The sequence below is a fragment of the Aminobacter ciceronei genome, assembly GCF_014138625.1.
Classification (GTDB): domain Bacteria; phylum Pseudomonadota; class Alphaproteobacteria; order Rhizobiales; family Rhizobiaceae; genus Aminobacter; species Aminobacter ciceronei.
In genome coordinates this window covers 1-26425 of record NZ_JACJHY010000031.1, presented here as the reverse complement: position 1 = coordinate 26425, position 26425 = coordinate 1, and the positions used below count along the sequence as shown (strand labels likewise).

The 26425-nt window shown below is 63.3% G+C and carries 27 protein-coding genes and 1 tRNA gene; 12 read left to right on the top strand and 16 right to left on the bottom strand.

Features of this window, described 5'->3' with window-relative positions:
- Nucleotides 1–267 precede the first annotated feature (267 nt).
- Nucleotides 268–2415 (top strand): sodium-translocating pyrophosphatase, encoded by a 2148-nt coding sequence (locus tag HNQ95_RS25895; RefSeq protein WP_067962958.1) that lies wholly within the window; start codon nucleotides 268–270, stop codon nucleotides 2413–2415.
- 159 nt (nucleotides 2416–2574) lie between these two features.
- On the opposite strand, the gene HNQ95_RS25890 is transcribed toward HNQ95_RS25895, so the two are convergent.
- Complete coding sequence (locus HNQ95_RS25890) at nucleotides 2575–3105, bottom strand: outer membrane protein assembly factor BamE (protein WP_182575606.1); 531 nt, start codon at nucleotides 3103–3105, stop codon at nucleotides 2575–2577.
- 113 nt (nucleotides 3106–3218) lie between these two features.
- Here HNQ95_RS25890 and HNQ95_RS25885 point away from each other — a divergent pair, with 113 nt between their 5' ends.
- The 7 genes from HNQ95_RS25885 (at nucleotide 3219) to HNQ95_RS25855 (ending at nucleotide 7781) form a co-directional block, all read left to right on the top strand.
- Nucleotides 3219–3761: a ubiquinol-cytochrome C chaperone family protein gene (locus HNQ95_RS25885; RefSeq protein ID WP_067962955.1), complete on the top strand. Its 543-nt coding sequence runs from the start codon at nucleotides 3219–3221 to the stop codon at nucleotides 3759–3761.
- A 13-nt stretch (nucleotides 3762–3774) separates the two neighbouring features.
- Nucleotides 3775–4329 carry a YceD family protein gene (locus tag HNQ95_RS25880; RefSeq protein ID WP_067962952.1) on the top strand — a complete coding sequence of 185 codons (555 nt, stop codon included), beginning with the start codon at nucleotides 3775–3777 and terminating at the stop codon, nucleotides 4327–4329.
- Nucleotides 4330–4434: 105 nt separating this feature from the next.
- A complete protein-coding gene (plsX, locus tag HNQ95_RS25875) occupies nucleotides 4435–5502 on the top strand; it encodes a phosphate acyltransferase PlsX (protein WP_182575607.1) in 1068 nt (355 codons plus the stop codon).
- A 12-nt stretch (nucleotides 5503–5514) separates the two neighbouring features.
- The gene (locus HNQ95_RS25870) at nucleotides 5515–6486 is read left to right on the top strand and encodes a beta-ketoacyl-ACP synthase III (protein WP_182575608.1); all 972 of its coding nucleotides are present in this window, start codon (nucleotides 5515–5517) and stop codon (nucleotides 6484–6486) included.
- 128 nt (nucleotides 6487–6614) lie between these two features.
- Entirely contained in the window at nucleotides 6615–6938 is a 324-nt protein-coding gene (locus HNQ95_RS25865) for an integration host factor subunit alpha (RefSeq protein WP_067962942.1), read from the top strand.
- 117 nt (nucleotides 6939–7055) lie between these two features.
- Nucleotides 7056–7595 (top strand): MerR family transcriptional regulator, encoded by a 540-nt coding sequence (locus tag HNQ95_RS25860; protein WP_067966704.1) that lies wholly within the window; start codon nucleotides 7056–7058, stop codon nucleotides 7593–7595.
- Between the two features lie 109 nt (nucleotides 7596–7704).
- Nucleotides 7705–7781, top strand: a tRNA-Pro gene (locus HNQ95_RS25855).
- Between the two features lie 185 nt (nucleotides 7782–7966).
- Here HNQ95_RS25855 and HNQ95_RS25850 read toward each other — a convergent pair.
- From HNQ95_RS25850 to HNQ95_RS25810, 9 genes are all read right to left on the bottom strand, one after another.
- Complete coding sequence (locus tag HNQ95_RS25850) at nucleotides 7967–8398, bottom strand: HD domain-containing protein (protein WP_182575609.1); 432 nt, start codon at nucleotides 8396–8398, stop codon at nucleotides 7967–7969.
- Between the two features lie 274 nt (nucleotides 8399–8672).
- Entirely contained in the window at nucleotides 8673–8924 is a 252-nt protein-coding gene (locus tag HNQ95_RS25845; protein ID WP_182575610.1) for a hypothetical protein, read from the bottom strand.
- 302 nt (nucleotides 8925–9226) lie between these two features.
- The gene (locus HNQ95_RS25840) at nucleotides 9227–9478 is read right to left on the bottom strand and encodes a DUF1344 domain-containing protein (RefSeq protein ID WP_067962934.1); all 252 of its coding nucleotides are present in this window, start codon (nucleotides 9476–9478) and stop codon (nucleotides 9227–9229) included.
- A gap of 317 nt (nucleotides 9479–9795) precedes the next feature.
- Nucleotides 9796–10032, bottom strand: a complete 237-nt coding sequence (locus HNQ95_RS25835) for a DUF1344 domain-containing protein (RefSeq protein ID WP_067962929.1) — start codon at nucleotides 10030–10032, stop codon at nucleotides 9796–9798.
- Nucleotides 10033–10507: 475 nt separating this feature from the next.
- Nucleotides 10508–10744, bottom strand: a complete 237-nt coding sequence (locus HNQ95_RS25830) for a DUF1344 domain-containing protein (RefSeq protein WP_182575611.1) — start codon at nucleotides 10742–10744, stop codon at nucleotides 10508–10510.
- A gap of 233 nt (nucleotides 10745–10977) precedes the next feature.
- On the bottom strand, nucleotides 10978–12216 hold the full coding sequence (locus HNQ95_RS25825; protein ID WP_067962923.1) for an O-antigen ligase family protein: 1239 nt from the start codon (nucleotides 12214–12216) through the stop codon (nucleotides 10978–10980).
- Entirely contained in the window at nucleotides 12213–13748 is a 1536-nt protein-coding gene (locus tag HNQ95_RS25820; RefSeq protein WP_067962920.1) for an undecaprenyl-phosphate glucose phosphotransferase, read from the bottom strand. Before HNQ95_RS25820 ends, HNQ95_RS25825 begins: the two co-directional genes overlap by 4 nt.
- A gap of 97 nt (nucleotides 13749–13845) precedes the next feature.
- Nucleotides 13846–14997: a glycosyltransferase family 4 protein gene (locus HNQ95_RS25815; RefSeq protein WP_182575612.1), complete on the bottom strand. Its 1152-nt coding sequence runs from the start codon at nucleotides 14995–14997 to the stop codon at nucleotides 13846–13848.
- A gap of 6 nt (nucleotides 14998–15003) precedes the next feature.
- Nucleotides 15004–15570, bottom strand: a complete 567-nt coding sequence (locus tag HNQ95_RS25810; protein ID WP_067962914.1) for a polysaccharide biosynthesis/export family protein — start codon at nucleotides 15568–15570, stop codon at nucleotides 15004–15006.
- A 202-nt stretch (nucleotides 15571–15772) separates the two neighbouring features.
- Here HNQ95_RS25810 and HNQ95_RS25805 point away from each other — a divergent pair, with 202 nt between their 5' ends.
- Entirely contained in the window at nucleotides 15773–17989 is a 2217-nt protein-coding gene (locus HNQ95_RS25805; RefSeq protein WP_182575613.1) for a GumC family protein, read from the top strand.
- A gap of 1 nt (nucleotide 17990) precedes the next feature.
- Here the strand turns inward: HNQ95_RS25805 and HNQ95_RS25800 are convergent, their stop codons facing one another.
- On the bottom strand, nucleotides 17991–19202 hold the full coding sequence (locus HNQ95_RS25800) for a GNAT family N-acetyltransferase (RefSeq protein WP_182575614.1): 1212 nt from the start codon (nucleotides 19200–19202) through the stop codon (nucleotides 17991–17993).
- A 90-nt stretch (nucleotides 19203–19292) separates the two neighbouring features.
- On the opposite strand from HNQ95_RS25800, the gene HNQ95_RS25795 reads away from it, so the two are divergent.
- Nucleotides 19293–20342: a polysaccharide deacetylase family protein gene (locus HNQ95_RS25795; protein WP_067962904.1), complete on the top strand. Its 1050-nt coding sequence runs from the start codon at nucleotides 19293–19295 to the stop codon at nucleotides 20340–20342.
- A gap of 2 nt (nucleotides 20343–20344) precedes the next feature.
- Here the strand turns inward: HNQ95_RS25795 and HNQ95_RS25790 are convergent, their stop codons facing one another.
- Entirely contained in the window at nucleotides 20345–20563 is a 219-nt protein-coding gene (locus HNQ95_RS25790; RefSeq protein ID WP_067962901.1) for a DUF2842 domain-containing protein, read from the bottom strand.
- A gap of 171 nt (nucleotides 20564–20734) precedes the next feature.
- Here HNQ95_RS25790 and HNQ95_RS25785 point away from each other — a divergent pair, with 171 nt between their 5' ends.
- Nucleotides 20735–21829: a COX15/CtaA family protein gene (locus HNQ95_RS25785; protein ID WP_182575615.1), complete on the top strand. Its 1095-nt coding sequence runs from the start codon at nucleotides 20735–20737 to the stop codon at nucleotides 21827–21829.
- Here HNQ95_RS25785 and HNQ95_RS25780 read toward each other — a convergent pair.
- The 3 genes from HNQ95_RS25780 to speB all read right to left on the bottom strand — a co-directional run bounded on the left by HNQ95_RS25780 (nucleotide 21819) and on the right by speB (nucleotide 24668).
- Complete coding sequence (locus HNQ95_RS25780) at nucleotides 21819–22685, bottom strand: aminoglycoside phosphotransferase family protein (RefSeq protein ID WP_182575616.1); 867 nt, start codon at nucleotides 22683–22685, stop codon at nucleotides 21819–21821. The two genes, HNQ95_RS25785 and HNQ95_RS25780, sit on opposite strands and share 11 nt — an antisense overlap.
- 2 nt (nucleotides 22686–22687) lie before the next feature.
- Nucleotides 22688–23626, bottom strand: coding sequence for an N-acetyl-gamma-glutamyl-phosphate reductase (gene argC, locus HNQ95_RS25775; protein WP_182575617.1), 939 nt, complete (start codon nucleotides 23624–23626; stop codon nucleotides 22688–22690).
- 85 nt (nucleotides 23627–23711) lie between these two features.
- A complete protein-coding gene (speB, locus tag HNQ95_RS25770; protein ID WP_182575618.1) occupies nucleotides 23712–24668 on the bottom strand; it encodes an agmatinase in 957 nt (318 codons plus the stop codon).
- 204 nt (nucleotides 24669–24872) lie between these two features.
- On the opposite strand from speB, the gene HNQ95_RS25765 reads away from it, so the two are divergent.
- The gene (locus tag HNQ95_RS25765) at nucleotides 24873–25946 is read left to right on the top strand and encodes a glycerophosphodiester phosphodiesterase family protein (RefSeq protein ID WP_182575619.1); all 1074 of its coding nucleotides are present in this window, start codon (nucleotides 24873–24875) and stop codon (nucleotides 25944–25946) included.
- Nucleotides 25947–25961: 15 nt separating this feature from the next.
- On the opposite strand, the gene HNQ95_RS33460 is transcribed toward HNQ95_RS25765, so the two are convergent.
- A partial coding sequence (locus HNQ95_RS33460) for a hypothetical protein (RefSeq protein ID WP_210289171.1) occupies nucleotides 25962–26425 on the bottom strand: 464 nt, incomplete at its 5' end.

Genomic DNA, 26425 nt, shown 5'->3' with positions numbered 1-26425 from the left:
TCGGAATCGATGTTCGGAAAGCATGATGCGCAGAGTTGATGAGTTGGCGCGTTGTTTGTGCGTCTATCCGGACGCACGGCGCTCCAAAGCTCTGTTGTCGGCAATAACGGGGCGGCGAAAGCCGAGAAACACCTTTTCGATATCTTGACGTGCGCTGCCCTGTTTCGGATTGTTCGCCAGGGGCCGGAAACCAATGAGAGGCTGCCGGTCTCGTTCACTAGCCCGGGGAGGGGAATTCCGGGCACAATCAGGGAAGAGAAATTGGCAATGACAATGCTTTACGTCGTCATCGCCTGCGGCCTGCTATCTGTCCTGTACGCCATCTGGGCGACTCAGTCGGTGCTTGCATCCGACCAGGGCAATGCGCGCATGCAGGAAATCTCCGCCGCCATCCGAGAAGGTGCGCAGGCATATCTGGCGCGCCAATACACCACCATCGCCATCGTCGGCGTCGTCGTGTTCCTGCTCGCATGGTGGCTGCTTTCCGCGACCGCGGCGATCGGCTTTTTGATTGGTGCAGTGCTTTCAGGTGCTGCCGGCTTCATCGGCATGCATGTTTCGGTCCGGGCCAATGTGCGCACTGCGCAGGCCGCCTCCAACAGCCTCGCCGCCGGCCTCGACATCGCCTTCAAGTCGGGCGCCATCACCGGCATGCTGGTGGCCGGCCTCGCTCTGCTTGGCGTCTCCGTCTACTACCTCGTTCTGACCGGCCCGATGGGCCATGCGCCTGCCGACCGCGTCGTCATCGATTCGCTGGTGGCGCTCGGTTTCGGCGCTTCCCTGATCTCGATCTTTGCCCGTCTCGGCGGCGGCATCTTCACCAAGGGTGCCGATGTCGGCGGCGATCTCGTCGGCAAGGTGGAAGCCGGCATCCCCGAGGATGATCCGCGCAACCCCGCAACCATCGCCGACAATGTCGGCGACAATGTCGGCGACTGCGCCGGCATGGCCGCCGATCTGTTTGAAACCTATGCCGTGACCGTCGTCGCCACCATGGTGCTCGGCGCCATCTTCTTCGGCGGAACCGAGGTTCTCTCCAACGTGATGCTTTACCCGCTCGCCATCTGCGGCGCCTGCATCATCACCTCGATCGTCGGCACGTTCTTCGTCAAGCTCGGCTCCAACGGCTCGATCATGGGCGCGCTCTACAAGGGGCTGATCGTCACTGGCCTTCTCTCGATCGTCGGCCTGGGGGCGGCGACCTCGCTGACTGTCGGCTGGGGTGAAATCGGCACCGGCGGTGGTGTCGTGATCACGGGTCAGAACCTGTTCATCTGCGGCCTGATCGGCCTGGTGGTAACAGGGCTGATCGTCGTCATCACCGAATACTACACCGGTACCAACAAGCGCCCGGTCAATTCGATCGCCCAGGCGTCGGTCACGGGTCACGGCACCAACGTGATCCAGGGCCTGGCCGTATCGCTCGAATCGACGGCGCTGCCGGCCATCGTCATCGTCGGCGGCATCATCGCCACCTTCCAGCTTGCCGGCCTGTTCGGCACGGCCATTGCCGTCACCACCATGCTCGGCCTTGCCGGCATGATCGTGGCGCTCGATGCCTTCGGCCCGGTCACCGACAATGCCGGCGGCATTGCCGAAATGGCCGGCCTGCCCAAGGAAGTGCGTCATTCGACCGACGCGCTTGATGCGGTCGGCAACACCACCAAGGCCGTCACCAAGGGCTACGCCATCGGCTCGGCCGGTCTCGGCGCTCTGGTGCTGTTTGCCGCCTACAGCTACGACCTGCAGTACTTTGCCGCCAACAGCGCGCAGTTCCCGTATTTCGCCGACATCGGCACGGTGTCGTTCGATCTGTCCAACCCTTACGTCGTCGCCGGCCTGATCTTCGGCGGCCTCATTCCTTATCTGTTCGGCGGCATCGCAATGACCGCCGTCGGCCGTGCCGCAGGCTCGATCGTCGAGGAGGTGCGCAAGCAGTTCCGCGAGGATCCGGGCATCATGAAGGGCACCTCGAAGCCCAATTACGCCCGCGCCGTCGACCTTCTGACCAAGGCGGCGATCAAGGAAATGATCATTCCGTCGCTGCTGCCGGTGCTGGCGCCGCTCGTCGTCTATTTCGGCGTGCTGCTGATCTCGGGCTCCAAGGCCTCGGCCTTTGCCGCCCTCGGTGCCTCGCTGCTCGGCGTCATCGTCAACGGCCTGTTCGTTGCGATTTCGATGACTTCAGGCGGCGGTGCCTGGGACAACGCCAAAAAGTCGTTCGAGGACGGCTTCACCGACAAGGACGGCGTCAAGCACCTGAAGGGCTCCGAGGCCCACAAGGCCTCGGTGACAGGCGATACCGTCGGCGATCCCTACAAGGACACTGCCGGCCCGGCAGTGAACCCGGCGATCAAGATCACCAACATCGTCGCCCTTCTGCTGCTTGCCGTGCTCGCGCACAGCGGCGGCTGATCCTGCCGAACTGCCTGCCTCTCTGAGGCAGATCCAGGGACCCCGTCCGCAGCCTCTGCGGGCGGGGTTTTTCGTAGGCCTTGTCCAGCCCAAAGAAAAACCCGCGGAATTGCTTCCGCGGGTCCTGTTGCCTGAGATTTCTGAACCTCAGTGGGCGGATCAGCTGCCGAAGATGCTGCTGGCAGCACTCGACCCCATCTTGCCGGCGCCCGAAAGCAGCTGGCCGAGGAAGTTCTGGTCCTTGCCGCCGGTCGGCGTCGTGCGCGAGATGAAGTCGAACACCTTGCCTTCCTGCAGGCCGTAATTGGCGATGTTCGAGACGCGGCCGTCGGCGCCGAAATAGACGGCCAGCACGCGCTGTTCGATCAGCTTCGGCTTGGCGAAGGCGACGGCGCGCCGGCGCGTCTGGGAGATGTAGTAGAACACCTCATTGTCGAAGGTCGCCGTCGTCGACGGCGTGCCGAGAGCGAGCAGCACCTGCTCGCGGCTCGAACCCACCGGCACGGAGTCGATCGACTGCTGGTCGATGACATAGCCCTGGGTCAGCGTCTCGCTGGGGGTCAGGTCACCGAACGTCTTCGAGGTGTTGCATGCCGACAGCGCGGCAGCGGCCACGATCAGCGACACGGCGCCAGCCGGACGCAACGAAAATGGCATCTTGAATTTCAGCGAGTGCAACAACAACTCCATCCTGTCGTGCCAGAGCCCCTGCTTGCGCGAAGCCGCAAAACCGGTAAACCAGCTTGCGCGCCGATGCAACAAGGCCACTAAGCGAAACGGGTCCCCGGGAGACCGCCCTCAAAATGTTTAAGCGTCTGTTTGGCCGTGAACGCCAGGCCAATCGCGCCATCACCGAGGCGCTCTATACACGAATCGTGGCAGCCGCGCGGCAGGAACCTTTTTATTCCGCATGGAATGTTCCCGACACGCCGCTTGGCCGTTTCGAGATGCTTTCGCTGCACATGTTCCTGTTTCAGCATCGTTTGCGCGGCGAGCCGGGGGCTGCGGCCGACATCGCCCAGCGCCTGATCGACGAGTTCTTCCTCGATGTCGACCATTCGCTGCGCGAGCTCGGCATCAGCGACGTCGGCGTGCCCAAGCGCATGAAGAAGCTGGCCAAGATGTTTTACGGCCGCACAGAATCCTACAAGAACGCGCTCGAAGGCGACGATCATCCGGCGCTTGCCGCAGCACTTTTGCGCAATGTCCGCCCCGAGGTGCAGGACTGGCCGGAAGCCGCAGCACTCGCCGAATATGTCTTTGCGGCGAATCGCGCTCTTGCCGAGCAGCCATCGGAAGACATATGTGCCGGCAAATTGTCATATCCGGCGCCACAGGCAGCCTGAAGGAGGCCACCCCATGATGCCTGACGAGACCCAGAGTCCGGTTTCCTTCAAGGTCAATGTCGCCAGGCTGCCGCAGAAGGGCATGGCTGTAACAGTCGATGCCGATGCCGCCCAGCGTGCCGCATTGGCTGAGGTGCATGGCCTGACGTCGGTCGAACGCTACAAGGCGGACCTGCTTGTCACCAAGTGGAAGCGCAATGGCGTCAAGGTCCGCGGTCGGGTCCAGGCAGCGATCACCCAGGCCTGCGTCGTCACGCTTGAGCCTGTCGAGGCGGTGATCGACGAGGATGTCGAGGGCGTTTTCCTGCCCGAGGACTCCAAGCTTGCCAGGCAGGGCTTCAACGCGGCCGGCGAAATCCTGCTCGACGCCGAGGGCCCCGACGCGCCCGAAACCTTCACCGGCGACACCATCGATGCGGGCGCGCTGGCCGAGGAGTTCTTCGGCCTCGCCATCGACCCTTATCCGCGCAAGACCGGCGTCGCGGTCGCCAGTACTGACGATGACGATGTCGAGCCAGTCGAGAGCGAATTCCAGAAAAAGCTCCGCCTAATATCCAAGAAGCTTTGAAAACGCCTGCCGTTTCGCGTAATCCCGGTTGTGCGGTTGCCCAAAACCGTTACTTTCGCCGGACTTTTGCGTGCCCAGCTACGCCAACAGTGAGATGACCGACGCGTGATCAAGATTTCCATTGATGCCATGGGTGGCGATCACGGCCCTTCCGTGATCATTCCTGCCCTGGCCAAGGTCGCCATCAGGCGCACCGATATTCGCTTCATCATCTATGGCCGCGAAGAAGTGGTCCGTCCCGAGCTGGCCAAGTATCCCAAGCTTGCTGCCGTCAGCGAGTTCGTGCACTGCGAGGTCGCCGTGCGCATGGACGACAAGCCGAGCCAGGCGCTGCGCCAGGGGCGCTGGAAGTCGTCGATGTGGAAGGCGATCGAAGCGGTCAAGTCGGGCACGTCGGACGCCTGCGTCTCCGCCGGCAACACCGGCGCACTGATGGCGATGTCGAAATTCTGCTTGCGCACCATGGCGACGATCGACCGCCCGGCAATCGCCGCCCTGTGGCCGACGGCGCGCGGCGAGAGCGTCGTGCTCGACGTCGGCGCCACCATTGGCGCGGATGCGCACCAGCTCACCGATTTCGCCATTCTGGGCACCGGCATGGCGCGCGCCCTGTTCGGCATCGATCGGCCGACTGTCGGCTTGCTCAATGTCGGCGTCGAAGAGATCAAGGGCCAGGAAGAGGTCAAGGAAGCCGGGCGCATGCTGCGCGAGGCCAACATGGCCTCGATGAACTACCAGGGTTTCGTCGAAGGCGACGACATCGGCAAGGGCACCACCGACGTGGTCGTCACCGAGGGCTTTTCCGGCAACATCGCGCTCAAGACCGCCGAAGGCACGGCACGCCAGATCGCCGGCTATCTACGCGAAGCGATGAGCCGCACGCTGATGGCCAAGATCGGCTATCTCTTTGCCAAGGGCGCTTTCGACCGGCTGCGCGAGAAGATGGACGTGCGCCGCGCCAATGGCGGCGTCTTCCTCGGCCTCAACGGTATCGTGGTGAAAAGCCATGGCGGCGCTGACGCCGACGGCTTCGCCGCTGCCATCGAAATGGCCTATGATATGGTCCGGAACCGGCTGCTCGACCGTATCGAAGCCGACCTCGACCTGTTTCATGCACGCAACCCGCATGCTGCAATGGGTCGCCCCGCGGCCGCGGTCGAAGATCAGGAATAGGATTTTTTCAACGTGATCAGATCAGTTGTGCGCGGCATTGGTTCGGCGCTGCCCCGCCGCATCATGAAGAACGCCGATTTCGAAGGCATGGTCGAGACCTCGGACGAGTGGATCGCCCAGCGCACCGGCATCCGCCAGCGCCACATCGCCGCCGACGACGAGACGACGGCCTCGCTCGGTGAGGCTGCGGCCCGCGCAGCGCTCGACAATGCCGGCCTGACGCCTGACGACATCGACCTGATCGTGCTCGCCACCTCGACGCCGAACAACACCTTTCCCGCCACAGCCGTCGAGATCCAGAACCGGCTCGGCATGCGCCATGGCTTCGCCTTCGACATGCAGGCCGTGTGCAGTGGATTCGTCTACGCCGTCACCACCGCCGACCTCTATATCAAGGGCGGCCTTGCCAGGCGCGTGCTGGTGATCGGCTCCGAGACGTTTTCGCGCATTCTCGACTGGACCGACCGCTCGACCTGCGTGCTTTTTGGCGACGGCGCCGGAGCGCTGGTGCTGGAAGCTGAAGAAAGTGCGGGCACCATCGCCGACCGCGGCGTGCTGGCCGCCAGCCTGCGCTCCGACGGAACGCACAAGGACAAGCTTTATGTCGATGGCGGTCCGTCCACCACCGGCACCGTCGGCCATCTCAAGATGGAAGGCCGCGAGGTCTTCAAGCATGCGGTGGGCATGATCACCGACGTGATCGAGGACGTCTTCGCCCAGACCGGTGTATCAGCCGACACACTTGACTGGTTCGTGCCGCACCAGGCCAACAAGCGCATCATCGATGCCTCGGCCAAGAAGCTCGGCATTGCCGAGGAAAAGGCCGTCGTGACGGTGCATCTGCACGGCAACACGTCGGCCGCCTCGGTGCCGCTGGCGCTTTCGGCTGCCGTTGCCGACGGACGCATCAAGAAGGGCGACCTTGTCATGCTCGAGGCGATGGGCGGCGGTTTCACCTGGGGCGCCGTGCTCGTGAGGTGGTGAGCGCGCAGGCTCAGGCCTCCGCGCGGTGTCTTGAAAAGGTCATCGGATCGGTCCTTGACCTTGACGGATCAATTACTTAACCTCCGGCGCGTTGCTGGATTTCAGATATTGAGGATGGGGCCCGTCGCATGGGGGGAAAGACACTGACACGTGCCGACCTCGCTGAATCCGTCTATCGGAAAGTCGGCCTGTCGCGCACGGAATCGGCGCAGCTGGTCGAAACCGTTCTCGACGAAATCTGCGAAGCAATCGTGCGTGGCGAGACGGTGAAATTGTCGTCTTTCGCCACCTTCCACGTTCGCGACAAGAACGAACGTGTCGGCCGCAACCCCAAGACGGGTGAAGAAGTGCCGATCCTGCCGCGCCGGGTGATGACCTTCAAGGCATCCAACGTGCTCAAGAGCCGCATCCTGCGGGCTCACCAGAACGGCAAGTCCAAGGCCTCGAAGTAGGCAGCCAGCTCCCGATAATCCGGTTGATAGCCTGGTGCGTGATTCGCACCGGGCTTGAATGTTGTTGCCCAAAGCGCTGAAATGGATCACGAATCGTTTTTTGCGAAAGTGGCGACCATGGACAAGAGCCCCGACGCCTTCCGCACCATCAGCGAAGTTGCCGAAGACCTTGATCTGCCGCAGCATGTGCTGCGCTTCTGGGAAACCCGTTTCACCCAGATCAAGCCGATGAAGCGCGGCGGCGGCCGGCGCTATTACCGGCCGCAGGATGTCGAGTTGATCAAGGGCATCCGCCACATGCTCTACGAACAGGGCTACACCATCAAGGGCGTGCAGAAGCTGTTGCGCGACAATGGCAACCAGTTCCTGGTCGCCATCGGCAGCGGCGACATGAAGGCCGTCGAGGCAATCGCCCAGCGCAAGCAGGCCGAGGCGCCGCTGACGCCGGCAGCGCAGCCGCGCGGCCCCGATGAGGAGATGCTGGTCGGTGAGGCTCGCGCCAAGCCGAGCCGCCGCTTCTTCGGCCTGGGCAAGGGCGACGACGAGGGGCCGGTGGCAGCCGATTCCGGCAAGCTGTCGCGCGACAACCGCGCCTTGCTGCAGGAGGCGCTGTTTGACCTGCTCGAATGCAAGCGCCTGCTCGACCAGGTTCGCTGAGGCCGGTCAGGCCGACTAGAATATTCTGCTCGCGAATGAAGAAGTTGGCGGGAAAGCCGACGAATTGGGTTGACCGAAGCGGTCATATCAAGATACATCGCGACCGGTCCGGAGTGTAGCGCAGCCCGGTAGCGCACTTGACTGGGGGTCAAGGGGTCGTCGGTTCGAATCCGGCCACTCCGACCATTAGAACAAAGACTTAACCGCCATCCCCCAGGTTGCGGTTTGCCGATTTCCCCAAGGTTTAAATTTATCATCTCGCTTCGATCTTTTCGGCGTCGAGAATGGTTTGTCCGAGCCGTGCTGTCAGGCGCAGGGCCGTTGCAGCGGACGGTGTTGCCGTCGACTGCGGTGGTGCAGGTGGTCGGCGATCAGGATTGGCTCTCGGCGTCTGTCAGCATTTGAAGTGCTTCGCGGTAGCGATCGAGATGTTGCTCCCCAAGCCCGGCGGCCCGCACGCGGTCGGGGTTGGTGTTGTCAAGGATGTCGGCGATCTTGACGCGTCGCGCGATCTCGTTGGCGCGCGCCCGCTTGATGAAGTCGACATAGGGCTCATCATCCCGGCGTGTGAGCGCGTCGACCGCTTGGACAACCACAACACCGAACCCCTTGCTCCGCAGTTCGTCCAAAGTGACATCAGTGTCTTCGACGACATCATGCAGGACGGCGGCTATCCGTTCTTCGTCGCTGTTGACCGCAATCATCACCCGGAGCGGATGCAGGATATAGGGCTGCCTCGCCTTGTCGACCTGGCCATGATGCGCGTTTGCCGCAACAAGGATCGCAGTAGTCAGGTCGCTCATGGCTTCTCCTGCCGGCGGGAATGGCGGTACCTTTGACCGTATCAGAGGGCGTGTGGGATTGCAGCAGGCCCCGGACTGGGCGGCTCGAATCCAGACACCGTGCCCATTTTTCGCTGCCCTAGATGGCACCTGAGGTTCGAATTGCCGACCGCGGCAAGGGCGGTGGCCCTTGATTCGTGGTCCGCACCTCTTGTCGAAAGGAAGAACGCCACGGACGCTGGCTGGCGTCCATGGCGTTGTCTGCTACCTGCGGGGTGGGAGGATGGGCCGGACGCTAGCTTGCCGCGCCCACCATCACGGATTCGATCTTGGCGCCGTTGTCATGCTGGTCGATGGCCACCCGCTTGCCGGGAGCCAGCTGCGGCGGGATCGCGACGTCGCGCGGGATGGTGAAGCTCTCGCCATTGGTGAGCGTGATGACGCGGACCGCCGGGTTGAACTTGGCAACGGTGCCATCGACCTCGGTGGCAAGGGCTGCGCCCGACATGAGGGCGAGGGCGGAGGCGGCAAGGATGAGCTTTCTCATTGTACTTCTCCTGTTGCTTGATGACCAAAGCATGGATCCGGGAGGGAGACGCCAATTGCTTTGTGCAGAGAAGAAACGGCCTGCCGTTGGTTTGGTTCGGTAAACAACTAACACGAATAGCTCACGCGCTTTTGTCGCTGTCACGGTGTCGCACCGGCTTGAAGTTCCGATCGCCCGAGAACTTTCGGGCAGAGAGAGGTCGGCCGCGGCCGGGCCGGGCGCAACAGGCGTGACCGGGTGCAACAAAAAGCCATGGGCGTGGAGTGCGCCCATGGCTTCACTGTCGTCTTGCCGTGGCGGGCTTACATCATGTCAGGGCCGGCCAGCACGTTGCGGATCTGGTCGCCTTCGTCGTTGAAGAGGATCGAGATCTTGTCGCCGACCTTGACCGAGGGCAGGGCGACATCGCGCGGGATGGTGTAGCTGTCGCCGCCCTGGAGCGTGATGACGCGGGTGTCGGCGTTGAAGCGGGTGACGACGCCGCTGGCGTCAGAGGCGAGAGCCGAGCCGGAGAAGAGTGCGAATGCGGCGGCAGCCAAGATGAGCTTGTTCATGATCGTTCTCCTGATGGGGTTGTGCGAGGTGCTGCTTTTGCTGCGGGGCACCTTGCTGATACCGTCAACTACGATCGGCTGGCCGTGCTTGTTACACGCTGACAGGTAAACTCGAGACACGTTTCGATCACGCGAACGTGCCGCGGGATCGTTGAAACTCCGATGGCGAACGGCCGTTCGCGCGATTGTTTTCGCCTACGGACCCCGTGTCAGGCATGTCTTGAAGCGCAAAAAAAAGCCATGGGTGGGAGGACCCATGGCTTTTTGCTGAAGTGGCCAGCTTGTGAGGCAAGTCAGGCCGTCAAGGCTGTTCCGCCTTAGCGGAGAACGGCATTGACCTTGTCGCCTTCGTCGTTGAGCTGGATCGATACCTTTTCGCCAGCCTGGATCGCCGGGATGGCGACGTCGCGCGGGACGGTGTAGCTCTGGCCGCTCTCGAGCGTAATGACGCGCGCCTGCTCGTTGAACTGAGAAACAACGCCGTTCGCGGAGGAAGCAAATGCAGCACCTGACATCATTGCGACAGCCGAAGCGGCGAGGATGATCTTCTTCATTGTTTTAGTCCTTTCAATGTTCGGTAGCGGATCGACGGTTCGTTGTTTTGTCGTTTCGCTTACCACTGATAGATAGGCACCTAACTTTTAGATTTCCATAGCTGGAGCGGTCACTCTCGGTCACAAAGCAGTCACGCCGAGTTGAGCCGGCAAACCGGTGCCGGACCGTTCACAAATCGGCGCAGTTGTGCGCAACGACCCTGGCGCAACATCGAGTCTGGTTGCGCCGTTGTGCGGATGGCTGTGGTCGCAGCCAGGCCCTGCGTGTCCGGATTGTCGTGCGTGTGTGGATTGTGGAGGCTTGTGGAGCGAAACTGTGCGTCCGTGTATGCTGTGTGAGGCAAGGTAGCGGTCGATGGGGCGGATCTGCGCTTCGTGCCGCGAGCCAGGCGTCGCAAACGAAAAAAAGCCACGGGTGGGAGGGCCCGTGGCTTTTTCGGTGGTATCGGCAGTTCAGGGATATCGCGGTTTCCGCTTAGCGGAGCACGCCCTGTACCTTGTCGCCTTCGTCGTTGAGCTGGATCGAAACCTTCTCGCCGGTCTGGATCGACGGGATAGCAACGTCACGCGGAACCGAGTAGCTATGGCCGCTTTCGAGCGTAATGACGCGAACGGCCGGGTCGAACTTGGCAACAACACCTTCTGCGGACGAAGCAAATGCCGCACCAGACATCAGAGTGATTGCCGAAGCGGCGAGGATGATCTTCTTCATGTGGGTATTCCTTTCTTTTTCGGTAGCAAAGCGGCGGTTGTTGTTTTTGCCATCTCGCTGACAACTGTGAGATAGGCGCCTACCTTTCCGATTGCCATAGGCTGATCGGTCACTCTGATTCACAAAGCGGTCACGCTGAGTTGAGCCGGCAAAACGGTGCCGGACCGTTCACAAAACGCGAATCTTGTGTGCAACGGGGCCCGTCGCCGGCGAGTCAGAAACCGGGCGAGGCGTCAGTAGGCGGGCGAGGTCTGGGCACGCTGGTGGCGGGCTTCGAGCGCGATCGAGCCCCAGATCAGGCCGAGCAGCAGGTAGAAGTGGCGCCAATGGTCGGTGTCGATGACGGTGCCGAGCGCGATATGGCCGAGGAAGACGACATAGGCCGACAGCAGATAGGGCTGCCACGGCCGGTTGCGCAGCAGGATGCGGAACCCAGCGGCGACGGTCCAGACGATCAGCAGGAGGTAACTGGCAAAACCGAGCCAGCCATAGTCCATCAGCGTCTTGAGCCAGATGTTGTGAGTGTCCTCGCCATAGATCTGGCCGAACACCAGCGGTCCGATGCCGAAGGGTTTCTCCGTCGCCAGGAGGAAGCCGATGGCATAGCGGGCGAAGCGGCCGAGCCGCGCGCCGTCGTAATCCTGGACGAGCTGGGCGCGTGTGGTGAACAGTTCTGCGATGCTGGGGATCTGCAGCACGATCAGCAGTGCGACGGTCAGCAGCGCGATGGCGGCAATGCTCATCACCACGATCCGCAGCCGGAACCTGCCGCTGTCGCTTTGCAGGAACAGGAAGCCGGTGAGCAGGATGGCCGAGGCGCCGAACAGCCCCCAGGCGCCGCGCGAGAACGACAGGAAGATGCCGCCGGTGACGATGAGCAGCGGCACCGCATAGATCGCCATCTTGAGCGGATTGCCGGTCAGCACGCGGTAGAGCAGGTAGATGCCGGGCAAGGTGAGGAAGGGCCCGAAGACGTTCGGGTCCTGGAAGGCGCCGGCGGCGCGGCCATATTTGGTGAACATCTCCGCCCCGGGCACGGCGCCGAAATAGCCGAGCATGCCGAGCACCGAGGTAACCACTGCCGACGCCACCCAGGACAGGAAGATCACCCTGAACAGCCTCGGATCGGCTTCGGTGACCGCGGCGAAGAAGATGGCGGTGAAGCCGAGGAACAGCGACACGGCGAGATAGAGCGGCGTGTTCATCAGCTCCGCCATCTGCGTCATCGCAATCATGCCGCCGATGTTGAAGGTCACGATTAGCACCAGCAACGGGGTGATGGCACGCGAAATGCGCAGGCCAAACAGCGACCACACCGCGATCAGCCCGGCCATGTAGAGTTCGTAAGGCGCCGGCTCGCGGATGACGAAACCCGACAGCAATACGCCCAGCGCAATGGCGCCGGTGGAGATGAGCCCGATCAGCTTGGCGTTGATCGCGGCCCGCGGCAGATCATAGCTGATCGCACTCAATAGGCGTTTTCCGTGTCGAGCAGGCGGATCGGCGTCAGGAACAGGATCTTGATGTCGAACCAGAGCGACCAGTTCTCGATGTAGTAGAGGTCGAACTCGGTGCGCTTGCGGATCTTCTCGTCGGTGTCCATCTCGCCGCGCCAGCCATTGATCTGGGCCCAGCCGGTGACGCCGGGCTTGACCTTGTGGCGGGCGAAGTAGCCGTCGACCACTTCATTGTAGAGCAGGTTGTGCGACTGCGCCGCAATCGCATGCGGGCGCGGGCCGACCAGGGACAGGCTGCCGAACAGCGAATTGAAGAACTGTGGCAGCTCATCGATCGAGGTCTTGCGGATGATGCGGCCGACGCGGGTGACGCGCGGGTCGTTCTTGGTCACCGTCTTTTTCGCCGAGGGGTCGGACAGCTCGGTGAACATCGAGCGGAACTTGTAGACCTCGATCACCTCGTTGTTGAAGCCGTGGCGCTTCTGCTTGAACAGCACCGGGCCCTTGCTGTCGAGCTTGATGGCGATCGCGGTTGCCAGCATGACGGGCGAAAAGACGACGATGCCGAACAGGCTGAAGATGATGTCGAAGGCGCGCTTGGCGACCGAATCCCAGTCGTTGATCGGCTTGTCGAAAATGTCGAGCATCGGCACCGCGCCGATATAGGAATAGGAGCGCGGCCGGAACTGCAACTGGTTGGAGTGCGCCGACAGGCGGATGTCGACGGGCAGCACCCAGAGCTTCTTGAGCAGCTGCAGAACCCGGGTTTCGGCCGTCAGCGGCAGCGACACGATCAGCATGTCGATGCGCGCGATGCGGGCGAATTCCAACAGTTCCGAGACGGTGCCGAGCTTGGGATAGCCGGCGACGATCGGCGGCGAGCGCCGGTCGTCGCGGTCGTCGAAGATGCCGCAAATGCGGATGTCGTTGTAGGGGTGCTGCTCGATCGAGCGGATCAGCACTTCGGCTGCCTTGCCGCCGCCGACGATGACTGCCCGCCGCTCCATGCGGCCGTTGCGGGCCCAGCGCCGGATGACCCGTGCCATGATCAGGCGCTGGACGACGAGCAGCGCCAGCCCGATGACGAACCAGCTGCCGAACAGCAGGCGCGAAAACTCCGCCGAAACCTTCATGAAGAAGGCGGTGACCGCCATCAGGGCGAAGGTGGTGGCCCAGCACAGCGCCATCCGTCCCAGCGAGACGCCCGGCCGCATCAGCGACTGCAGCTGGTAGCAGTCCATGATCTCGAAAAGGACGATCGCGGCCAGCGAGGCGGCGAGGATGACCAGCGGATATTGCCAGCTCAGATGGCCGAGGAATCCGACGTGATAGGCATAGAGTGCCAAGCCCGTGACGAAAAGCATGCCGAATTCGGTCAGGCGCAGGATGCCGCTGAGCATGACCGGGGACATGGTGTCGCGACGGTACTGCGCTGCCACCTCTTGCGCGACATTGCTCAGCTTGGCCTTGTCGGTCGATTTGCCGTCGCCGTCAGCCGCCTTCACGGCTTCCGGGGTGAAGCGGCGCTTTGGGTCGAAGTTGTTCATCGTCGTCGATCTGTTGGCCGGTCGCCCGTTTGCCAGATTGACATATCAAAGATGAGCTAAGAAACCCTTGAGCAACAAAATTGTCTTGTAGCGTATTTCAGGCGCGTTTTTTCGGCAGCGCGGAGAAGTAGGCTTTCTCGACTTCGCGGGCCATCACGTCGACGCCGAAACGGGCCTTGAGCTCGGCGGTGTCGGGCATCGCGGCGGCATAGGCAGCAGGCGACCGGAAGGCCTCGATCATCTTCAGGCTGATTTCGCCAGCGTCCGGATTGACCAGCGCCGGCGACCGGGCTCCGAGAATCTCCGGAATGCCGCCCACGGCGGTCGCCACGATCGGCTTTGCGGCGGCAAGTGTCTCGAGCACGATGTAAGGCATCGCCTCGGCGCGCGACGGCACGACGACGAAGCGGGCAAGCGCAAATGCCTGGCGCGCCGGCATCGGCGCAAGGAATCGGATCTTGCCGTCGAGCTCGAGGCTTTCGACCTGCGCGTGGTAGCGCGGCAGATCCTCGCCGTCGCCGACCATGACAGCGGTGACGTCCTTGTCGAGTTCCTGCCTTGCCGCCTTCACCGCGTCGATGAACATGTCGGGACCCTTCAGGTCGCGCATCATGCCGATGTAGAGAAAGTCGGCGGCATCGGGCTGAGCCGCTACCGGTTCGAATTCCGCGTCGCGCAGGCCGTTATAGACCAGGCTGTTGGGCACGCGCGGCTCACCGACCTTGCGGATGAAGGTGCGGCGTTCGTAGTCGGAGACGAACAGCAGATGATCGGTGAAACGCTCCATCAGGCGTTCGAGCCCGAAGAACAGCTTTCCGGTCATCGTCCTTTCGTCATAGTGCAGAGTGCCGCCATGCGGCGAATAGAGGCGGGCCACGCAATACCTTGAAACCCGCAACAGTGAGCCGAACGCACGCGCATAGGCACCACCTTTGGCGCCATGCCCGTGCAGCACGTCCGGCCGCAATTCCTTGATGATCTTGTAGGTGCGCCAGCCCGCCGCGATGTCGCCTGGCCCGATATGACGCTGCATCGACGTGCGCCTGATGCCGAGCGCCAGCATCGGCCGGATCGCCTCGAACAGGCGCTCCTCATGCTCGCCGCCGGTGGTCGAGTCGCAGATGATGCCGACCTGATGGCCGGCGGCCACCTGCGCTTCGGTCAGATCACGCACATGCCTGAAGATGCCGCCGACCGGCGACCTGAAGCAATGGACGATCCTGAGCTGGCGGGGCGGGGTCTGCTGCACGGCGGCTTAGAACAGCCGCTCGCGCACGTAGATCGTGTCGCCGGGCAGAAGCGGGTCCGTGGTCAGCACGCGGCCGGTCATCACCTTGCCGTTGATGTCGCGGGTGATGTCGACATTGCCCTGGTTGGCGCGGGCGCTGTAGCCGCCGGCCATGGCCACGGCCTTCTGGACGGTCAGGCCGGGAACATAGGAGTACTGGCCGGCCGCACCCACTTCGCCCATGACGAAGATCGGCCGGTAGCGATCGACCTCGACGGAAACGTCGGGATCGCGCAGATAGCCCTGGCGCAGCTTGGCGGCCAGCGCCTTTTCGACCTCCTGCGCAGTATAGCCGCGCGCCGGGACGCCGCCGACGAGCGGGAAGGAGATGTAGCCCGACTGGTCGACGCTGTAGGTGTTGGTCAGGCTTTCCTGCTCGAAGACGGTGACGCGGATGCGGTCGCCGGCGCCGAGACGGTAAGGCTGGTCGAGCACTTCATGAAAGGCAGCAGGCGCGGGGCGGTAGCTCGAGCAGCCGCTGACGACCAGCATGGCTGCGAGAAGCGCATGGCAAATGGGAAGGGAGCTTTTCATTTCTGCAGACACACCTTCGACGGCTTGCCGCCGTGCAGCGGAGTATTGGTTCGCGCCAGTTATCGACTTGTTAGGGTTAATGCCCGGTAAAGGACGTGGCCCATCTTGCATGGCCTGGGTTGTATACGAGGTTGCGCCGTTAACGCATGGGTTACCATGTTTGTTTACCGTGCAGTCTGCTCAGCCTCGGAGTAGGAACTGCATGTCTGGCGTCCAATCCACTGCCGGTGATGTCGATGTCGATCTGCGTCAGCTCTTCGCCAGTCTTGCGAGGAACTGGCTGCGCCTGCTGCTGTTTTCGGTTGCCGTCACTGCTCTTGCCTTCGTGCTGACTTCGCTGGCGACGCCGAAATACCGCGCCGAGACCCGACTTCTGATCGAAACGCGCGAGTCCGTCTTCACCCGGCCCGACGGCAGCGGCGACAACGAACGTCCGATCCTCGACGAGGAGGGGGTGACGAGCCAGGTCGAGGTCATCGGTTCGACCGACATCCTCAAGCAGGTTGCCAGGAAGCTCGACCTCGCCAGCCTGCCGGAGTTCGACGCCGCTTCGGAGATGTCGACGATATCGCGCCTGCTGGTGATTGCCGGGCTGAAGAGCGATCCCAGCGAGCTGCCGCCCGAAGAGCGCGTGCTCAAGGCATTCCGCGAACAGCTGACCGTCTATCGCGTCGAAAAATCGCGCGTCATCGTCATCCAGTTCTCTTCGGCCGATCCCAAGCTTGCGGCAGCGGTGCCCAATGCGATCGCAGAGGCCTATCTCGAATTCCAGCGCGGCTCGAAGCTCGAGTCGAGCACCGAGGCGACCGATTGGCTGAAGCCGGAGATCGCCGACCTCAACAAGCGCGTCAAGGATGCCGAGGCCAAGGTCGCCAGCTTCCGCTCGCAATCCGACCTGCTCGTCGGGCAGAACAATTCCGCACTTGCCACCCAGCAGCTGTCCGAACTTTCGAGCGAACTGTCGCGTGTCCGTGCCGGCCGTTCGGCCGCCGAGGCCACGGCGCAGAGCGTGCGCCAGGCCTTGAAGGGCGGCGGGTCGATCGACGCCATCCCGGAGGTGCTGTCATCTGGCCTGATCCAGCGCCTGCGCGAGCGCCAGATTCAGCTGCGCGCCGATATCGCCGATCTTTCGACATCGCTTTTGCCCAATCATCCGCGCATCCGGGCGCTGAATTCCCAGCTTTCGGACCTCGACGCGCAGATCCGCTCGCAGGCTGAAAAGGTGCTTGTCGGACTGGTCAACGAGGCCAGCAGCGCCGACCTGCGCGAAAAGCAGCTTGTCGCCGACCTCAACCGGCTGAAGGTCGAGTCGGCCCGCGTCTCCGAGGAGGAGGTCGAACTGCGCGCCTTGGAGCGCGAGGCCGCGGCCCAGCGCGCGCTGCTCGAATCCTATCTCACCCGCTATCGCGAGGCCGCATCGCGTCAGGACCGCAACTATCTGCCGGTCGACGCGCGCGTGTTTTCAACAGCGATCGTTCCGTCCGAATCCTACTTTCCCAAGGTCGTCCCGATCGTCGGCGCCGCCTTCGTCGGTTCGCTGCTGCTGATGGCGATCTTCACCCTGCTGCAGGAGTTGTTCTCCGGTCGCGCCATGCGCCCCGCCGCCGGCGCCCGCGTTACACCTGTGACGGTGGCGATGCCGGCGCGCCACGCCGCCGAGCTGCCGGAAGATGACGCGCCCAGGGCCTGGGTTGAAGCAGAAGAGCCGGCGGTTGCAGCTCCGCTTGCCGACGTCGACGGCGAGCCGCAGGAGATGGTCGATACGCAGGACGATCTTGCCGTCGCCGATGAGCCTGCTGCAGAACCCATGCAAGCGCCGACCCATGGCGGCATCAGCATCGAGATGGCGGCGGAAAGGCTGATTGCCGGGGGTGCCGCGCGTGCCATCTTCGTTTCACCCGAGGGCGACGATGCGGCAGCAACGGCGGTACTGGTTGCCCGCGAAGTGGCAGATTCCGGCCTGCGCGTGCTGCTGCTCGATTTGACCGCTTCGGGTGCCGCGGCAGGGCCGATGCTCGATGGTGGCCGTTATCCCGGTATCACCAACCTGCTCGCCTCCGAAGCCCAGTTCACCGATGTCATCCGCGCCGACCATTATTCCGATTGCGATGTCATGCCGGTCGGCACAGCCGATCCGGCGCGCGCCATGCGTGCCGCCGACCGTCTGCCGATCATCATGGACTCGCTGACGACCGCCTATGACCTCGTCGTCGTCGAATGCGGCCCGGCCGACGCCGGCGAAATCACGCGGCTGGTCGGCGACGGCACCGAGGTGCTGGTCAGCTTCCTCCGCCATGACGATGAGATTGCCTATGTCGCCGACGGCCTGCGCGCCGGCGGCTACGAGGACGTCATCCTGGTGACCCCGGTCGGCCATCACTTGCCGACGACGCCGCAGCCGACGCGGACGGCTGCCTGAGCTAATCTTCTTCGGGGGGCGCCGCCGCGGCCGGCTTGCCGCGCACGCCTGAACGCAAGCGTTTGATCAGCGCCCACATCCTGTCGTTGTTCTTGACGACGCTTTTGGCGCGCGACAGCGACCTCAGGCCAAGGGCATAGACGCGGCCCTTGGCCGTCAGCGGCGCCAGCACATCGGCATGCTGGATCTCGAGGTCGCACCACTGCCGCTTGTAAGGCTCGTCGCCGACGCTGAAATCGTAGACACCGAAGCCCTGGCCGCAGGCTTCTGATATGTTGTCGAAGAACAGGTATTCGCCTGGGCTGGCATGGGCCAGTTCGTCGTCTGATATGGCGCCGAACTCGCAGATCAGTCGATTTCCGGCACGGCTCGAGCCGGTCACCGCGCGATACTTGCCGCCGACCTCGAGCCCGTGCAGGACGAAGGATGGATGTTCGCTTGCCAGCGCGTCGACGAACAGCTTGCGGAAGAATGTGCGTACGTTGGTCTCGGCAAACACGTCGGTGATGCCCATCGCGCCAAAGCGCTGCTCTTTCATGGCGAAGAACGCGTCGAGCATGGCATTGGCCTCGACGGTCGTCGTTGCCATTGTGCGCCGTGCGCCGCCGAGAGCTTCGTATTTTCGCTCCTGGCTGCGATGCCGCTTGCGCTTCTTCTTGCCGCTGGTTCGCGTCAGCACGCGCTCGAAGCCGCCGTCGAGATCGACGGCAAGTGCGAGATTCGGGCTCGGCGCCGACGGCAGCCTCAGCAATGGATTGGGCAGGCCATCGAGGTCGCTGAACAGGCGGTCGAAGGCAACGAGGTCGATATCCGGCCGGGCCGTGCCGATTGCGCGGACGAGGAGGCTGATGTCATCGGCACTGGCCGCCGCAAGCCAGTTCCTGTCGGCAGCCGGAAAGTTGCCGTTGGCATGTTTGCCGCCCAGGAACCTGGCAATGCGAAACGGCCCTTCGCGGACGACTTCAAGGGCAAGCGACATGACCGGCCGGCCATTGGCGCTCAAAGTGGCCAGGATGGCGTCGGGTTTGCTGGTCTCGATCCAGGCGGCAACCCATTCCGGGCTCTGGGCCGGCGCATGGATGGTGGTGAACTTGCCGTAGGCGCTCAACGCATCGCACGAAGCCGCCAGCACAACTGCCGTCGTCGCGTTGCCGGTGGCGGCAGCATGACGGAGCAAGGCATTGTTTTCGCTGGGGGCAGTAGCGTCAACCATACTTCAATCCTTGCCGGCTATTGGTCGGCATATATGGAGCATTCCTCGGTATGCTCGACGCCACCGAGCCTAGGCGCCAAAGGTGAAGGAATGATCGACATAGCCAGAAAGCTGGCTTTCCTGCTGATCGGATATGGTGGGCTTGGCGCTCTGGCCAAGCCGCTGGTGGGCGGCGTCGGCGTTATCCTCATGCTGCACCGGGTCAGTGCGCTGCTCGACCGGCCCGACGGCCCCAATCGTCATCTGACCATAACGCCCGGCTTTCTCGACGTGCTCATCGGCGAGATGAAGCGGCTCGGTTATGCCTTCGTCTCCATGGATGAGGTTGTCGGCCGCCTGAGCTCCGGCCGCACGACGGGGCCCTTCGCAGCGCTCACTGCCGACGACGCCTATCGCGACAATCTCATCGAGGCCTTGCCGGTTCTCGAGAGCCATGGCGCGCCCATCACCATCTATGTCGCGCCGGGGCTCACCTCGGGTGCTGCCGACCTGTGGTGGGAGGTTCTCGACGACATCGTCGAAGCCGGCAAGCCGGTGACGGCCACGGTCATGGGCGAACAACGCACATTCGAATGCACCACGCCGCGTGACCGCAAAGGCGCTTTCCTTGAACTGTCCGACTGGCTGACGTCGGAAGTGTCGGAAGAAGATCAGCGGCAGGTGCTGCGCGGCCTGGCCGAGCAGGTTGGCGTCGACGCCTCGGCGCCGAACCGCGACCTGTTGATGGATTGGACCGAGATCAGGCGAGCCGCCAGCCACAAGCTGGTCACGATCGGGGCCCACACGGTCCATCACTGCAATCTCAAGCGCCTCGAAGCCGGCAAGGCGCTGCGCGAGATGCACCGCTCGCGCAGTCTGATCGAGGCCGAATTGGGCGAGGCACCGCAGCATTTCGCCTATCCTTACGGCTATGCGGCGGCGGCTGGCATGCGCGAGACCCATCTGGCGCGCCAGGCCGGCTTCGTGTCGGCGGTCACGACCCGGCACGGCGTTCTTGTGCCCGGCCATGCCGCGCATATGCATGCTTTGCCGCGGATTTCGGTCAACGGCCGCTACCAGGATCTCGCATCGATGCGCGCCATGCTGTCGGGCGCGACGACATTGATCACCAATGGCGGTCGCAAGCTCGTGACTGTGTAGGTTCAGTGACCGGCGGTCTTGGATGGCTTGACCATCCATTTGATGATCAGCATCGCAGGCAGGATCCAGAGCAGGCCGCTGAGGAAGAAGAACAGCAGGTGGGTGACAGGGCCTGATTGCGACAGCTGGGCAACAGCCACCATGGTCGCGATCAGCGCGTAGACGACGACCAGCAGCACCAGCAGCACGGTTCCGATCAGCTTCTTGACGCGCACGGGCATTTCTTCATCCTTTGTCCAGGCTTCGCATAGTCGCTCTGGCCAGCCGGTGCAACCGGGTAGGGTGGCCGGCGCGACTGCGTGTCGCGTGGGCCGAACTTGCCAGCGGGGCCATCATGGTCCACCAGTCCCGCGGTTTCGATGAGCCGGGAACGATTGCCGGGAAAGATTGTAATGTCAGCCATGACCAACACTGCCGCACCGCTTGCCGAGCGCAACAGGGAGCTGCGCAACCGCACGCTGGTTCGCGGCTGGCTTTATCTCGTGCTGCTGGTGCTGTTTGCGCTTGTCATGGTCGGCGGCGCCACCCGCATGACCGGCTCCGGTCTCTCCATCACCGAATGGAAGCCGATCCACGGCGTCATTCCGCCGCTCAACCAGGCCGAATGGCAGGAGGAGTTCGAGAAGTATCAGCAGATCCCGCAATATGAGCAGATCAACAAGGGCATGACCGTTGACGAGTTCAAGGGCATTTTCTGGTGGGAATGGGCTCATCGCCTGCTCGCCCGCGGCGTCGGCTTCCTCGTTGCCATTCCGCTCGCCTTCTTCTGGATCTCGGGCCGCCTCGAGCGGCGGCTGAAACCGCGCCTCGTCGGCCTGCTGGCGCTCGGCGGGTTCCAGGGGTTCATCGGCTGGTGGATGGTCGCCTCGGGGTTGTCGGAGCGTGTCTCGGTCAGCCAGTACCGGCTGGCGATCCATCTCACCTTCGCCTGCATCATCGTTACCGCTGTCGCCTACATCGCGCGGGGCCTTGCGACCTATTCGGAGGCGCCGGCGGACCGGCGCATTCAGCGCTTCGCGGGCATCATGGTGCTGCTGGTGATGTTGCAGATCTATCTCGGCGCCCTGGTTGCCGGCCTGCATGCCGGCCTTTCCTACAACACCTGGCCGCTGATGGACGGCGCCATCATCCCCGGCGACCTTTTGGTCATCGAGCCCGTCTGGCGCAACTTCTTCGAAAGCCCGAAGACCGTGCAGTTCGTCCACCGCATGTTCGCCTATACGGTGCTGGTCGTGGCGTTCTGGCATGCGTTCACGACAATGACGCAGGCGTCGCGCACGACCCATTCCCGCCGGGCCTGGGTGCTGGCTTTGCTGATCGTTGCGCAGGCGGCAATCGGCGTCGGCACCTTGCTGATGCAGGCGCATATGCACTGGGCGCTGCTGCATCAGGGTTTTGCGCTGATCGTGCTGATCTTTGCCACGGCGCATTGGCGCGCGACCAAGGGGGCATATCCCCTTGAAAACGACGTCGCGGTCAGAAGCTAGCGCGAACAGCTCTGACGGCTGCGACGACGGCGAGTTCGCTCGCCTCGTCCTCGTCGTTCTTGTCCTCGGCGTGCCAGGACGACGACAGGCAGCCCCAGGCGATGGCGTGATCCAGGATCGTGTCAGGGCGCTGCCCCAGCGTCCTGGCGAAGACCTCGGCCATGTAGGCGATGCGCTGAGGATCGACGCAGAGGTCGTCGTGCCGGTCAAGCGGGTTGTAGAAGAAGTTCGCCGCGTCGAAACCGGGATCGCCAAGGATGCCCTTGGGGTCGATGACCAGCCAGCCGCGCTCGCCGAAAAGGATGTTGTCGTGATGCAGATCGCCATGCAGCACGCGCAGCTCGTGCGGATCGGACAGCAGCCGCTCGGCAATGACTGATGCGTCCTGGTAGGGGCTTGCAAGCCCGGCGTCGCGATCGAGTTCGGCCTTCTTGAACAGGCTGTCGAAGCGCTGCCGCAGCGGCTGCAGATCGGCAGGAGGCGGGACGTCGGATGGCGAAAACAGCTGCGCCATCACCTCGTTGGCGATGTCGGTGGCGTGGCGGTCGCCGTGTTCGTTCAGTTCATCGACGAGCAGTCGCTCGCCGGCATATTCGAGCAGCATGTCGTGCCCCTCGAAGCCGAGCAGGCGCACGGCGCCGACGCCGTCGCGCCAGCTGAGATAATGTGCGCCGCGCAATTCGTCGGCGACATCGTCGAACGGCTTGAGCGCCTTGACCACGGCCGGTTTGCCGTCGGCCAGCCGCACCTTCCAGATGCGGCTGGAAAACGTCTCGGCAATCAGCTGGGGATCGCTGACATTCCAGTTCTTTGGCCACCGTTCCGGCCCGCGATCGGAAATGCCAGCCTGATCCATTCCTAGTGCTTGAGCCCGAGCATCAGGTCCATGTTCTGGACAGCGGCACCCGAGGCACCCTTGCCGAGATTGTCGAGCAGCGCCACGAGGTTGACCTGGCCCTGGCCTTCGGTGCCGAAGACATAGAGCTTCATGCGGTCGGTGTCGGCAAGCTCGGTCGGGTCAAGCCGGTCGAGCTTGGCGCTGACCTCAAGCGGCACGACCTCGACGATTTCCTGTCCGGCATAGTGCGCGGCAAGCGTTGCGTGGATGTCGGCGATCGAGGCCGAGCCATTGAGGTCGGCGAGATGCAGCGGCACCTGGACGATCATGCCCTGGGCAAAGCGGCCGACCGAGGGCGCAAAGATCGGGCGGCGCTCGAGCAGGCCATGCTGCTTCATCTCGGCAACGTGTTTGTGCATCAGCGGCAGGCCGTAGAGGAAGTGCGGCGCAGCTATGTGGTCGGGGCGCGAGGCGTCCTCCATCTGGCCGATCATCTGCTTGCCGCCGCCGGTGTAGCCGGAAACGGCGTTGACGCTGACTGGGTAGTCGGCCGGCAAGGTGCCGGCCGCGACCAGCGGACGGATCAGCGAGATCGCGCCGGTCGGATAGCAGCCCGGGTTGGCGACGAGCCGTGCATCGGCGATGCGCTTGCGCTGGGCAGCGTCCATCTCGGCAAAGCCATAGGCCCAGTCGGGGTGGACGCGATGCGCCGTCGACGTATCGATGATGCGGGTCGAGTTGTTGCCTTCGAGAATGCGGACGGCTTCCTTCGAGGCATCGTCGGGCAGGCACAGGATGGCGACATCCGCCTCGTGCAGGCGCTCGGCCCTGAGGTCGACGTTGCGGCGTTCGGCTTCCGGGATCGACAGCACGGCGAGGTCGTCGCGGGCGGCGAGGCGCGTGCGGATCTGGAGGCCCGTGGTACCGTGTTCGCCGTCGATGAAGATTTTCGGTTTCATTGTCTGCCGTCCGTCGAAAAATTCGTTATTTCAGGTGGTTATGGCCAAATTCGGACTCTCGTCCGCAAGCCGTTGATTCAATGCCTCAGGCCTTGTCGCGCGCCTTCTTCTCGGCCAACAGGCCGAGATAATGCATGGCGACCGTCGAGCCGGCGATAGCCGTAATATCGGCATGGTCATAGGCCGGTGCAACCTCGACGATGTCGGCGCCGACGATGTCGATCTGGGTCATCTGGCGCAGCACCGACAGGATCTTGGCCGAGGACGGGCCGCCGGCCACCGGCGTGCCGGTTCCGGGCGCAAAGGCCGGGTCGAGGCAGTCGATGTCGAAGGTGACATAGGTCTTCTTGCCGCCGGTGCGTTCGGCGATCGCATAGGCGATGTCGGCAGCGCGCATCTCCTCGACCTCGTGGCCGTAGAGGATCTTGATGCCGCAATCGTCGGGCGCGTGCGTACGGATGCCGATCTGTATCGAGCGATCGGGGTCGATGATGCCGTCCTTGACGGCGCGCGCCACGAACGATCCGTGATCGATGCGCTTGCCGTCGTCAGGCCAGGTGTCCTGGTGGGCATCGAACTGCACCAGCGCCATCGGGCCGTGGATCGCCGCATGCGCCTTCAGCACGGGCCAGGTGACGAAATGGTCGCCGCCGAGCGTCAAAAGGAAGGCGCCCGATTTCAGGATCTTGGCTGCTTCGCGCTCGATTGCAACAGGGGTCTTCTGGTGGTTGCCGCTGTCGAGCAGGCAGTCGCCATAGTCGATGACGGCGAGGTCGTCGAACAGGTCGCGGTTGAACGGGTATTGCGGGTCGCAATCGAAGATCGCCGAGGCGCGACGGATGGCCTGCGGGCCGAAGCGTGCGCCCGGCCGGTTGGTGACGGCGGCGTCGAAGGGGATGCCCCAGACCACCGCCTCGGCCCCGGCGACATTCTTCGAATACTTGCGGCGCATGAAGGACAATGCCCCTGCATAGGTCGGATCACCCGAGCGACCCTTGGGGCCGCGTGCGGTAAAGGCGTGATCGATCGACGAAGAGGGCATGGGCAGTTTCCTTATTCGGTCTTTCGGAATTCGGTCGTTCAGAATTGCGAGGCGCAAGAACTACAGAAGCCTGAACCAACATGCCAGCCCCATGGCGAATTGCGTGTGACAGCTGCATTCATCGCCCTGTCATCTGTCTTTCACGCCCATGTCATCGCCGCCTTTTAGGTCGCTCCAGGCATATCAAGCCATGGAGCGATTCCCATGCGGACAGTTCTGGCAGGCGCAGTCTCGGTCTTGCTGACCCTCGCTCTGGCGACGTCTGGCCATGCCGGTTCTCGTTCCGAAGATATCCTCGCGCGCTTCGAAAATGCCAATCAGTGGCGTGACCATGTGATGGTCGTGGCGCACAGGGCAGGCGGCCTGCAGGACGGCAAGCGGCGCTTTGCCGAAAACTCCATCGCCGCCCTGCGCGATGCGATCTCTCTCGGCGCCGAAATGGTCGAGATCGACATCCGCCGCTCCGCCGACGGCGAACTGATCGTCATGCATGACAGCTGGCTCGACCGCACCACCGACTGCACGGGCGAGGTCGTAACCCGCGCCATGGACGAGCTCAGGACATGCCGACTCGTCGTCGAGGGCACCGGCACTGTCACCGCCGAAACAGTGCCGACGCTGCGGGAATATCTGTCGGTCGCCAAGGGCAGGATCCTGGTCAATCTCGACAACAAGCTCGACACCGCCGACCTCATCGACATGGTTGCGCTGGCGCGCGCCATGGAGATGGAAGAGCAGGTGGTGGTCAAGGCGAACCTGTGGAATGCCGAGCGTGTCGCCACCGTGAAGGCGGTGATGGCGCGGGTGGGGCAAGGCTTCCAGTTCATGCCGATCATGGCTGACGACGCCGTGCGCGACCCCGCTTTCGTCGAGGCATCGGGCAAGGCTTTCGCCGCAAATGCCGTGGAGATGATTGCCTGGCGCGGCGACACCGAAACAATGACCGTATCTGGCGGGCCGTTGTTTTCGGCCAGGGTCAAGGCAGCGGCCATTCGCGGCAACTGGCACATCTGGGTTGACACTCATGCCATCGTCAACAAGCCGGGTGGCTATCTCGCCGGCGGCCGCGGCGACGAACTGGCGGTGGCCGCCGGGTTTCCCAACGAAGTGTTCGGCTTCTGGGCCGAACGCGGCGCGACGATGATCCAGACCGACGAGCCGCGTGCAGCCATCAACTGGCTGGCCGCCAACGGCTATCGTGTGCCTTACGCCGAGGTCGAGAAACCCGTGGCCTCTGTCGCAGGCCAGGCGGGCGCGTCCCAGCCGCCGACCAACTGATGCCGCGGGAAGGGGCTAATACGCTCTCGAGCCCCGAAGCGCCTTGCGCCGGTCCTTGAGCGAATATTTCGAGCCGCCCTCCTTGAGAAGTCTCTTGCCCTTTTTCTTGCAGTGGCTGTCGGCTTTGCCGGCGGCCTTTCGCGCGTCGGCACCCTTTTCGATCGCCTTGTCATAGGCGCGCATCCAGCAACTGTCGAACGAGGTTGCCCGCTTGAGAAACTTGTTCGACGCGGCCTCTGCTGGGCCAGCGGCAAAGACTATGGCGACTGCCAGTGCGAGCATGCGGACCATGGTGATTTCCACCGGGCGGCTTGAAGTTGCGCTTCCAAGCATAAGCCAGGCCGGCCGGAACAGCATGCGGAAAAGAAAAAGGCCGCCCGAAGGCGGCCTCAGACTGCTGACAAACCCCTGGCGAGAGTTGGGGGTTTGTGATTCAGTGGGTGATGTTGAAGCGAGCCGGCCCTGAACAAACCGCACTT